This is a genomic window from Streptomyces sp. NPDC051907 (genome assembly GCF_040681075.1).
In the GTDB taxonomy this organism is placed as follows: domain Bacteria; phylum Actinomycetota; class Actinomycetes; order Streptomycetales; family Streptomycetaceae; genus Streptomyces.
On sequence record NZ_JBFAYB010000064.1, the window covers coordinates 40,568 to 51,446 of the forward strand.

Consider the following 10,879-nt stretch of genomic DNA (forward strand, 5'->3'; position numbering starts at 1 on the left):
CCTCGAAGGCGGGTGGACGTAGGTGAAAACGGCGCGAACCTCACCTGCTGTCGGGGTGCTCGAAGAGACCGCTCGTCAGGATCTCCTCCTGGCGGACGCCTGGAATCCACACCCAGTACATGCCGTACGCGATCAGCGCTCGGCCCACCGGATGCAGGACTTTGACGACAAGAAACCTTCGCAGGGACCACGGCATGGCTGCTCTCCGTTCTGTGCGGAATCGCGACTGCCGCGCAACTGTGCGCCGGGCCGGTCGACGATCGCTCTAAGCGCCCGGCCCCACCCGGGGAAAGGCTGCTCAGGACAGCCGCAGCGCCGTGTCGATCAGCGGCACATGGCTGAAGGCCTGCGGGAAGTTCCCCACGAGCCGGCCGCGCCGGGTGTCCCACTCCTCGGCCAGCAGCCCGAGGTCGGTGCGCAGGGCCAGCAGCCGCTCGAACAGCTGGCGTGCCTCGTCCCGGCGCCCGATCAGCGCCAGGTCGTGGGCGAGCCAGAACGAGCAGGCCAGGAAGACGCCCTCGCCGCCGGGCAGTCCGTCCCCGCCGACGGCGTCCGACCCGCCGTCCGGGACCGGATAGCGCCGTACGAAGCCGTCGTCGCACAGCTCCCGCTGGACGGCCTCGACGGTGCCCACCACCCGTGGGTCGCCGGGCGGCAGGAAGCCCATCTGCGGGATGAGCAGCAGCGAGGCGTCCAGCTCGCGGGAGCCGTAGTGCTGGGTGAAGGTGTTGCGCTCGGGGTCGTAGCCGTTCGCGCAGACGTCGCGGTGTATCTCCTCGCGCAGGGCGCGCCATCGCTGCACGGGGCTCTCCAGCTGCAGCCTGCTGAGCCGGCGCACGGTCCGGTCGGCGGCGACCCAGGTCATGACCTTGGAGTGGACGAAGTGGCGGCGCGGACCGCGGACTTCCCAGATCCCCTCGTCGGGCTCGCGCCAGTTGGACTCCAGGTAGTTCATGAGCTTCATCTGCAGGATGTGGGTGCTGTCGTCGCGCGTCAGGCCAGAGGTCTGGCCGAGCCAGAGCGCGTCCACCACCTCGCCGTAGACGTCGAGCTGGAGCTGGTCGGCCGCGCCGTTGCCGACGCGGACCGGGCCGGACTTCTCGTAGCCGGGCAGCCAGGGCAGCTCGGCCTCCGGCAGCTCGCGCTCGCCCGCGACCCCGTACATGATCTGGAGGTTCTGGGCGTCCCCGGCCACGGCTCTGAGCAGCCACTCGCGCCAGCGGCGGGCCTCCTCGCGGTAGCCGGTGCGCAGCAGGGCGGTGAGGGTCATGGCGGCGTCGCGCAGCCAGGCGTAGCGGTAGTCCCAGTTGCGCACGCCGCCGATCTCCTCGGGCAGCGAGGTGGTCGGCGCGGCGACGATTCCGCCGGTCGGGGCGTAGGTGAGCGCCTTGAGGGTGATCAGGGACCGGACGACGGCCTCCCGCCAGGGGCCCGCGTAGCTGCACTGGCTCGTCCAGGTGGACCAGAACCGCTCGGTCTCGGCGAGGAGCCGCGTCGCGTCGGGCCGCGGCGGGGCGTCGCCGTGGGAGGGCTGCCAGCTCAGGGTCATGGCGACCCGCTCGCCGGCGGCGACGCTGAAGGCGGCGTGGGTGGTCAGATCGCTGCCATAGGTGTCGACGTCCGCGTCCAGCCATAGCGCGTCGGGGCCCGCGACGGCGACGAGGCGGTCGCGTCCGTGCGCTCCGTGCTCGCGCTGGACCCAGGGGACGATGCGGCCATAGCTGAACCGCATCCGCAGCGCGGAGCTCATCCGGACGCGCCCAGAGACGCCCTCCACTATTCGTACGAGTGTGGGTGCGACATCTGGACGACCCCGGCCTGCCGCTCTGGGCGGCATGAAGTCGATCAGCCGGACCGTGCCCTGTGGAGTGTCCCACTCCGATTCCACCACGAGCGAGTCGCCCCGGTAGCGCCGGCGGGTGGCGCCGCCCCCGCCGTCGGGGAGCGCGGCCGGGGCGAGCCGCCAGAATCCGTGGTCCTCCGTGCCGAGCAGCCCGGCGAAGACCGCGGGCGAGTCGAAGCGCGGGAGACAGAACCAGTCGACCGATCCGTCCCTGGCGATCAGGGCCGCGGTCTGCATGTCCCCGATCAGTGCATAGTCCTCGATGAGCGCAGCCACACGAACTCCCGGAACACCGTCGCCGCCGTCGTCCGGAGGCGGACCCCCGTCTCCCCCGCACAGGCGCGGAGGATTCGGGCACGTTACGCGTGGCGCCTCGAGTCTCGGCTGGTCGGGTGCGGGCGCCGGTCGAGGGTCGGCGGGAGAGGTCCTCCGTTCAGCGCTGGGGCAGCGGGAAGGCCACCGGGCTGCACTGCCCGGCCCGGTTGACGGCGCGGACCCCGAAGAAGACGTTGTCCTTGGAGAGGTCCACGGTGTGGGCGCAGACGTCGCCGACGCGGATGACATGGGTCCACTCCGGCGCGGTGGTCTCGCGCCACACCACCTCGTATCCGGCGAGGTCGGCCTCCGTGCCGCGCTCCCAGACCAGTTGGGTGGCGTTGGTCGGCGCGCCGGCGAGGATCTTCGCGCCTCTGGGCGTGCCGGGCGCCTGGGCGAGGGTCCACAGGGCGGCGCCGTTGACCTTGGCGACGCGGGCGATGTACCCGAAGTCGCAGAACCGCGGCAGATCGCCGTACTGCTTGCCGTCGACGACCCGCACGTCCTGGTGCTGGTGCGCGAAGTCCTCGGCGGGCTCGGTGAACCGGGCTGCGGGGAAGCCCCGTTCGAGGAACGGGATGTGGTCGCCGCCGCGCAGATAGCGGTCGCGCCGGTAGACGACGCGCACATGCATGCCGGTGGCGTCGTTGTCGGCGACGTCGCGCACGAAGCGGGCGAGCTGACGGGAGGGCGAGTCGTTCTCGCCGCCCACCGAGCGGCGGGCCGCGGCCTGCTCGGGGGTCTCGGAGGTGGGGACGCCCTCGGCGAAGAGCCGGACCGTGAACGGGTTGCGCGCGCCGTCGTCGGCCGTCGGGCTGCCGACGATGTCGGCGGTGAACATCGCCTGCACGTCCGCTCCGGCCGTCTTGAACGCCTGCGCCATATGGGCCGCGCCGAACATGCCCTGCTCCTCGCCCGCGACGGCGGCGAACACGATCGTAGCGGCGGGCCGGCGCACGGCCATGACGCGGGCGAGCTCCATGGCGACGGCGACCCCCGAGGCGTCGTCGTCGGCCCCGGGCGCGTCGGAGACGGCGTCCATGACGTCGCTCGCGCGCGAGTCGTAGTGCCCGGAGACGACGTAGACGCGGTCCGGGGCGGCCGAGCCGCGCAGGGTCGCCACGACGTTGGCGATACGCGTCGGCACGGGGATGCGGGGCGCCGGCGCCTGGACGTAGCTCTGCAGCTCCACGGTCATCCTGCCGCCGCTGCGGGCCGCGTACGTCTTCAGCTCGGCGTGGATCCAGTCGCGGGCGGCGCCGATGCCGCGCTTCGGGTCGTCCTGGCTGGAGAGGGTGTGGCGCGTGCCGAACGCGGCGAGGGTGCGCACAGTCGCCTCGATGCGGTCGCGGTCGATCTCCCCCAGGAGGGCGCGCAGTTCGTGGGAGGGCGACTGGACGGTGGCGGGCAGGCGCCGGGGCGCGTACGCGGGCTCCGCGGCGCCCGGGGCGGCGGCTGTGGGCGTTGCGCTGGCGCCTCCCAGAGCGGCCCCGAGGGCCGCGGTCGCGGCGGCCGACAGCACGGTTCTGCGGTCCGCGCGAGGGGTGCTCGGGGTCTCGTCGTCGGCGGGCTGCGGGGTCGGCTGCGACATGCGGGACATGTTCATGGGCGCGCCAACGCCTGACAAGCGGGCGGTTCGGCCGCAGGCCGATTCGGCTCGCCCGGCCCGGAGCGCGGGTTCTGAGCGTCGGCCCGGCGGCTGCCGGTCGGCGGACGGGCAGTGGATCTCCGCTGAAGCCCGACAGGACGCCTTCAGGTCCGGTTCGGCGGACCTACGAGACCGGACGGAGAGCGAGAGAACCCAGGGCGGCAGCCTCGCCTCGGCCCGAGGAAGCCGTTCGCCGGGACCCTCGGACAGCGCCGCGCCGCTCGTACGCCCCGGTCCGCCGCGCCGCTCGTACGCCCCGGTCCGCCGCGCCGCTCGTACGCCCCGGTCCGCCGGGCCGCTCGTACGCCCGGTTCAGCCTCCGGAGACAGCCCGCAGATGCGACTTGCCGCGCCGCACCCGGGTCGAGCCGCCGGCCGAGCGGGTGTCGCGCAGTACCAGCGTCATCCGTGTGAACCCCCTGTCCTGAAGGGTCTTGGGCGTCTCGTCGACGATCCGGCAGTCCGTGCGCCCCCAGCGCGGGTCGGGGTGGCGCAGCGGCCGTACGGCCCCGTCGTGGTGGATGGCCGCGGCGCCCATGGCCCGCATCCAGTGCGGCAGCCCGCACCGGTAGGCCGCGTCCATGATCGGGTCCTGGGCGATCTCGTCGCGAATGGCCTGAAGCCCCCCGTCGCCGTCCCCGTCCTCGCAGTCCAGGGCGGCGGCCAGCTGCGCCATCAACGGCAGGCACCAGCTGGTCTCGTGCTCGCCGAGCACCGAGGCGGCGTCCGGGTGGAAGAGCACGAACCGCAGGAAGTTCTGCGCCGGCATCGCGGTGGGGTGCGGTCCGACGCCCTGGAACAGCGCGTCGAAGGCGGGGTTGGCGTGGGCCACGTCCCAGCCCGGGTCGAAGAGCAGGGACGGCATCGGCATGGCGTCCATCATCGTGGCGTAGTCGCGCAGGTAGGCCTGCGTGTCGGCGTCCGCCGGCGCCGTGGCGGCGCGCTCGACGGGGGCCGCCGGGCGCAGCGGCACGGCAGAGGGAACACGAGCGGGAACGCTTGCGAGCGTGGGCGAGGCGCCCGCGGCGGGCACCCGGGGGCGCGCCGGCACGGCGGGGAACGCGGGCCCGGAGGGGCGCGTCGGGCCGGTCGGGCGCGCCGGCCCCGGGGGCCGTACCGGACCCGACGGAGGCACCGGGCCCGAGGGCCGCAGCGGCGTGCTCCACGCGGCTCTCGGCGGGTCGCGGTCGACGGCGAGGCGGAAGAGCCAGCCGCTCTGCTGGGCGCTCATCTCGAGGGCCGCGGCCAGCGCGGCGAGCGTCTCGTCGGTCCACTCATGGGCCGGCGAGCGTTCCCATGATCCGTACGCGTACGGGGTGATCCCCAGGCGCGCGGCCACGTCCTCCGCGCTCAGGCCCAGCTCGTCCCGGCGACGCCGCAGGACGTCGGCGAGCCGTCTCGCCCGCAGCGTGCCGCGCTTCGTGCCGGCACACCCCCGACGTCCGTGGACACCAGGCCGTTCCAAGCCCGCCTCATGTGTCATCGAGAACGCCACCCTTCTCGAAGTCCCGCCGCGGCAGCGCCCGTTCGATCTTCAACCGCGTTGGCGATCCTGCTACCGCGAGAGCGGCCATGTCAACTATCGTGGCATTCCACGCCGCTGAGCGCTTAATTCGCGCCACAGCTGTGGCAAGACCTGGCTGCATTCCTATCCATTGGTTAATCTCCGGGCAGCCAACTGTGGCGGAGCGACCTCTCGTGATCTAGGAGACCTACTGGTGACAGACGGCTTCTCGGTTCCGGGCCCGACGGCCGCAAGCCCACTGGCGGCTTCCGTCGCCCGCCTCGCCGAACTCGCGGACAGGCTCGGGGTCCCCCAGGGCGAGGTCTTCGACGTGCACCACCTCTCCGACGCCTCGGGCGTCCCCGCCGACGTGGTCGGCGATCTGCTCCAGGGCCGCCGCGCCGGCGAGCCCGACCTCCAGGCGCGCTTCGTACAGCGCTTCGACCTGCTGCGAAGAACGCGGCTCAAGCCCAACGGCCGCCGCTACACCCAGCAGGAGATCGCCGACGGCGCCGGCATGTCCCGCCAGCAGGCGGGCGCGCTCATCAACGGAGACCGCCGGCCGACCATGGAGCACTGCGACGCGATCCAGCGCTTCTTCAAGGTCCACGCCGGCTTCCTCACCGCCGAGGACGCCGAGGCGCTCGACGGCGCCCTGCAGCGCACCGAGCAGTCGCTGCTCCACGACTACGCCGGCGGCGACGGCGATCCGCTCGAGCGCCTGCTGCAGGACCACGGCGTGCGGGGCATCGCCTGGCGCGCGGCCCAACTGCCCACCGACAAGCACCGGGACAAGGTCACCGAGTGGCTCGACATGCTCCTGGAGAGCGTGAAGCCGACGGACCCCTGACGTCTTCCGGCCAGGGTTGGATCCGCAGGTGTCCGCACGGGCGCGGGCGGGGAGAGGAGAACGGTGAGCATAGGCAAAGAGATGCGTCGGCTGTGCGGCGAGCTGGTCGCCGAAATCGATCTGCCCGCGCCCGCGGAGCCCGCCGATCTCTACGCCGCCCTGTGCCGGGGCATGAGCAGGCGCCGCGGCCGGCCGGTCAGGTACCGCATGGCCTCGTTCCCTCCGGGCACGGCCAGCGGTCTCTGGCTGGACATGGCCGACCAGGACCTGATCGTCATCGAGGAGCGCACCACGCCCAGCCATCAGCTGGTGATTCTCGGCCATGAGCTGTGGCATATGAAGGCCGGCCACTGCAGCCACCACGTGGACGGCGCGGCCGTCGCCGCGCGGCTCCTGTCGGACGAGGCCGACCTCCAGGCGACCGTGCTCAAGGTCGCGGCCCGGACCCGCTCGGACCAGGCCGAGGAGAACGACGCGGAGAGCTTCGGACTGCTGCTGGGCAGCAAGTGCCGCTCCTGGCTGGCCGGCGGCGCCGGCCGCGGCCGGGCGCCGGCGGACGGGCTCGCGGGCCGGATCGAGGCGTCCTTGGGATACCGCGGGCCACAGGGCTGACTGAGTGAACGGTCCGGACTACTACATCCCTGCCGCCGCGCTGGGAATCGCACTCGCGTTCAAGCTGCCGGGGATGCGCCGCGACTGGCGCGACCCGCTGCTCCGCTCGGTCTGCGCCCTGCTCGTGCTCGCCGCCTCCACCTTCTTCTTCGCCGCGCCGCCCACCATCGCCGAGGTCAACCGCCTCACCGGCGTCCCCAACTTCTCCGGGCCGCTGGTCTATGCGATCCTCACCGCCTTCAGCGGGTCCTGCCTGGTGCTCCTGGTCAACTGGCGCGGCGGGCCGCCCGAGGAGACCCGGCTGATCTCGCGCCGGGTGGTCGTCGGCTACGGAGTGACGGCCGCCGCGCTGGTGGTGATGTTCCTGCTCGGCGACGCGCCCGTCGAGCGGCTGCGCGACCTGGACACGTACTACGCCAACACGCCCTACATCCGCGAGATGATCGTGCTCTATCTCGCGGCGCACTCCGTCGCCGCCGTGGGCATGACCGCCCTGTGCTGGCGCTGGTCCCTCCAGGTGCACGGCTGGCTCCGGTGCGGCCTGGTGACCATCGTCGTCGGCTCGCTGTTCAACCTCGGCTACGGAGTCTCCAAGTCCAGCGCCGTCGCCGCCCGTTGGGCCGGCCTGGACTGGGACTGGCTGAGCAGCTCCCTGGCGCCGCCGCTGGCCTCCGCGGGCGCGCTGTTCAGCGCGGTCGGCTTCATTCTGCCGCTGGTCGGCCGGCGGCTCTCGGACAGCTGGTACACCTGGTCGACGTACTGGCAGCTGGGCGCGCTCTGGCGCGAGCTGCGCACCGCCGTGCCGAACGGCTCGCCGTCGGTGCGGATCTCCTGGTGGTCGCCCGCGGACCTCAGGGTCACCCAGCGCGAGTCGGACATCCACGACGGCATGCTCAACCTCGACCCCTACTTCGACCCCGAGCTGCGCGCCGGCGCCTACCAGGCGGCGATCGACACGGGATCCGATCACCAGCAGGCACAGGCGATCGCCGACGCCGCCATGGTCGCCGCCGCCCTGCGGGCCCGATCGGCCGACCCGGAAGGGAAGATCATAAGCTCGGCACAGGCGTACCGCCCCGATGCAGCCGAAGGACCGCGCGATCTGGTGCGCATGTCCCTCGCGCTGCGTCAATCCCCCGTCGTTGAAGCAGCCCGCCGGAGTGCGGCCAGGTCAGAGAGCGGCTCCCCATGAGCGATCCCGTGAGAACAAGCCCCAGCCCCCGCCCGGCCCCGCGCCGGGCCGTCGTGATCGGCGGTGGGCTGGCCGGCATGCTCGCGGCCGCCGTACTGAGCGAGTACGCCGACGAGGTCACCGTCGTCGAACGGGACGCGCTGCCCGAGGGCCCCGCCGCGCGCAGAAGCCTTCCCCAGGCGCACCACGCGCACCTGCTGTGGTCGGGCGGGGCGCGCGCCATGGAGTCTCTGCTGCCCGGCGTCACCGACCGCTGGCTCGCCGCGGGCGCGCGCCGCATCCCGCTGCCGACGGGACTGGTCTCGATGTCGGCGCAGGGCTGGTTCCGCCGCTGGCCTCAGATGCAGTTCCTGATCTCCTGCAGCCGCGACCTGCTGGACTGGGCGGTACGCCAGGAGGTCGCCGCCCGCCCGAACGTCACCGTGCTCGGGCGCACCGAGCTGCTGGGCCTGCGCGGATCCGCCGCCCGGGTCACGGGGGTCGCCGTGCGCTCCGAGGACGGCCACGAGCAGGTGCTGGAGGCCGACTTCACCGTCGACGCGAGCGGGCGCGGCTCGCGCGCGCCCGAGTGGCTGCGCTCGCTGGGCGTGCCGGCCGTCGAGGAGGAGAAGGTCGACTCCGGTCTCGCGTACGCCAGCCGTGTCTTCCGGGCGCCGGAGGGCTCGCGGGAGTATCCGGTGGTCAATGTGCAGTCCGACGCGCGCGAGCCCCGGCCGGGGCAGACGGCGACGATCGTGCCGATCGAGGGCGGCCGGTGGCTGGTGACGCTCTCCGGCACCCGGGGCGGCCAGCCGACCAGCTCGGCGGCCGAGTTCGAGGACTTCGCCCGCTCGGTCCGCCATCCGATCGTGGGCGAGCTCATCGCGCACGCCGAGCCGCTCACCGACGTGGTGGTCTCCCGCAGCACCGTCAACCGCCGGCGCTTCTACGAGAAGGTCGCCGCCTGGCCCGAGGGCTTCGTCGCGATCGGCGACGCCGTCGCCACCTACAACCCGGTGTACGGCCACGGGATGTCGGTCGCGGCCCAGGGCGTGCTGGCGCTGCGCGGGGCGCTGGACAAGCACGGCATCGCCTCGCCGGGCCTGGCCCGCACGGTGCAGCGCGCGGTGGCGGGACCGGTCTCCACGGCGTGGGACCTGGCGACCGGGCAGGACATCCTCTACCCGGGGGCGATCGGCCGGCAGCCCCCGTCGGCGGCGAAGGTGCTGCGCCGCTATGTCGACCGGCTGATGCTGACCGCCACGGGACGCCCCCTGGTCGCCAAGGCGCTGTTCGACGTGATGACGCTGTCGGCGCCGACGACGTCGCTGCTCAAGCCGGAGATCGTGCTGGCCGTGCTGCGCGGGCCGAAGCTGCCGCAGCTGCCCGGGCCGCCGCTGACGGACGAAGAGCTGCGCATCGCCAAGGAGCCCCGCACCGAGCGCGAGACCGACCCCGCGGACGCGTGAGGGCGGGTGAGGTCGCCCGCCGTCGTCGCCTAGGCTCGACGGCGAGATGAACGGCAACGACAGAGACAGCCACGCGGGCGCCCGCCCCGGCGGCGGGGCGGGCAGGTCCGCGCCGCTGGAGCGCAAGGCGGACCGCGAGACGGTGCGGCGGCACAATCTCAGCCTGGTGCTGCGGGCTGTGCGCGACGAGGGCGAGGCGACCCGCGCGGGCGTCGCCGCGCGCGTGGGGCTGACCCGCGCCGCCGTCTCCTCGCTGGTGGAGCAGCTGCTGGAGAGCGGCTTCCTCTCCGAGTCCGGCAAGACGTTCAGCGGCCAGGCCGGCCGGCCCGGGACGGTGCTGAAGGTGGCCCGCACCGGCGTCGCGGGTCTCGGCGTCGAGATCAACGTCGACTATGTGTCGGTCTGCGTGGTGGACCTTGCGGGCACCGACCGGGTGCGCCTGGTGGAGCACCTCGACAACCGGGGCGCGCCGCCGGCGCAGGTGCTCGGGCGGGCCGCGGGCATCGCCGCGCGGGCGCTGGCGTCGGCCGAGGAGCAGGAACTGCGTCCGGTGGGCGCGCAGTTGGCGCTGCCGGGGCTCGTCTCCCGGGGATGCGTCCGCCAGGCCCCCAATCTGGGCTGGACCCATGTGGAGGCGGAGAGCCCCTTCGCCGAGGCCCTCGCGGCGCTGCGTCCGGGCCGGGCCGCCCTGCCAGTGCGCTCCGAGAACGAGGCCAACCTCGCGGCGCTGGCCGAGCTGTGGTTCGGCGGGCTCGGCGAGGTGCGCAGCTTCCTGTATCTGTCGGGCGAGATCGGCGTCGGCGGCGCGCTGGTGGTCGGCGGGGAGCTGCTGCGCGGCGCGCACGGCTTCGCCGGCGAGATCGGGCATGTGGTGGCGTCCGCGGACGGCCCTCAGTGCCGCTGCGGGTCCCGGGGCTGCCTCGAGCAGTACGCCGGCCAGTCGGCGCTCCTGCGCGCGGCGGGCATCGACGAGAACGCGGGCGCGCCGGGCATGGCCGAGCTGGAGCGCCGCGCCGCCGCGGGCGAGGACCGCGCGGTGACGGCGCTCGGCCAGGCGGGCCTGATGCTGGGGCGGGTCCTGTCGGACGCGGTGAACCTCTTCGACCCGCAGGCGGTCGTCCTCGGCGGCGTCTACCGCCCGCTGCTGCCCTGGCTCTCCCCGCCGGCGTCCGAGGAACTGTCGACCCGCGTGGTCTCCGGCCTCTGGCCCCCGTCCTCGCCCCGCCTGCGCGCGTCTTCCCCGACGGCGGACGCGGCGAGAGGCGGGGCGGCCCTGGTGGTCCAGGACGCCCTGACGGACCCAGCGTCGTACGCGAACGGGACGAAGTCTGGGGAAGTTTGAGGCGCCCCCTCAGCCCCGCCGGCGCTTGAGGCGATCCCAGCCCCGCCGGCGCTTGAGGCGATCCGAGCGCCGCCGGCGCGGGAGGCGCGCGGTACGGGGCGGAGCGCCGCGTGGCGCACGTCGAAG

The 10,879-nt window shown here is 73.6% G+C and carries 9 protein-coding genes; 5 read left to right on the forward strand and 4 right to left on the reverse strand.

What is annotated here, in order from left to right; genetic code table 11:
- Positions 1–40: 40 nt before the first annotated feature.
- From AB0M39_RS28070 to AB0M39_RS28085, 4 genes are all read right to left on the reverse strand, one after another.
- On the reverse strand, positions 41–196 hold the full coding sequence (locus AB0M39_RS28070) for a hypothetical protein (RefSeq protein ID WP_365368712.1): 156 nt from the start codon (positions 194–196) through the stop codon (positions 41–43).
- Positions 197–298: 102 nt separating this feature from the next.
- Positions 299–2,119 carry a glycoside hydrolase family 15 protein gene (locus AB0M39_RS28075; RefSeq protein ID WP_365368713.1) on the reverse strand — a complete coding sequence of 607 codons (1,821 nt, stop codon included), beginning with the start codon at positions 2,117–2,119 and terminating at the stop codon, positions 299–301.
- A 157-nt stretch (positions 2,120–2,276) separates the two neighbouring features.
- Positions 2,277–3,749 carry a M20/M25/M40 family metallo-hydrolase gene (locus AB0M39_RS28080; RefSeq protein ID WP_365368714.1) on the reverse strand — a complete coding sequence of 491 codons (1,473 nt, stop codon included), beginning with the start codon at positions 3,747–3,749 and terminating at the stop codon, positions 2,277–2,279.
- Positions 3,750–4,118: 369 nt separating this feature from the next.
- Positions 4,119–5,270 carry a helix-turn-helix domain-containing protein gene (locus AB0M39_RS28085; RefSeq protein WP_365368715.1) on the reverse strand — a complete coding sequence of 384 codons (1,152 nt, stop codon included), beginning with the start codon at positions 5,268–5,270 and terminating at the stop codon, positions 4,119–4,121.
- 253 nt (positions 5,271–5,523) lie between these two features.
- Here AB0M39_RS28085 and AB0M39_RS28090 point away from each other — a divergent pair, with 253 nt between their 5' ends.
- The 5 genes from AB0M39_RS28090 to AB0M39_RS28110 all read left to right on the forward strand — a co-directional run bounded on the left by AB0M39_RS28090 (position 5,524) and on the right by AB0M39_RS28110 (position 10,753).
- On the forward strand, positions 5,524–6,159 hold the full coding sequence (locus AB0M39_RS28090) for a helix-turn-helix transcriptional regulator (protein ID WP_365368716.1): 636 nt from the start codon (positions 5,524–5,526) through the stop codon (positions 6,157–6,159).
- Between the two features lie 81 nt (positions 6,160–6,240).
- Positions 6,241–6,771, forward strand: coding sequence for a toxin-antitoxin system, toxin component (locus AB0M39_RS28095; protein ID WP_365368720.1), 531 nt, complete (start codon positions 6,241–6,243; stop codon positions 6,769–6,771).
- 4 nt (positions 6,772–6,775) lie between these two features.
- Positions 6,776–7,963 carry an MAB_1171c family putative transporter gene (locus tag AB0M39_RS28100; protein ID WP_365368717.1) on the forward strand — a complete coding sequence of 396 codons (1,188 nt, stop codon included), beginning with the start codon at positions 6,776–6,778 and terminating at the stop codon, positions 7,961–7,963.
- Positions 7,960–9,411: an FAD-dependent monooxygenase gene (locus tag AB0M39_RS28105; RefSeq protein WP_365368718.1), complete on the forward strand. Its 1,452-nt coding sequence runs from the start codon at positions 7,960–7,962 to the stop codon at positions 9,409–9,411. Before AB0M39_RS28100 ends, AB0M39_RS28105 begins: the two co-directional genes overlap by 4 nt.
- 46 nt (positions 9,412–9,457) lie before the next feature.
- Positions 9,458–10,753, forward strand: a complete 1,296-nt coding sequence (locus tag AB0M39_RS28110) for an ROK family transcriptional regulator (protein WP_365368719.1) — start codon at positions 9,458–9,460, stop codon at positions 10,751–10,753.
- Positions 10,754–10,879 lie beyond the last annotated feature (126 nt).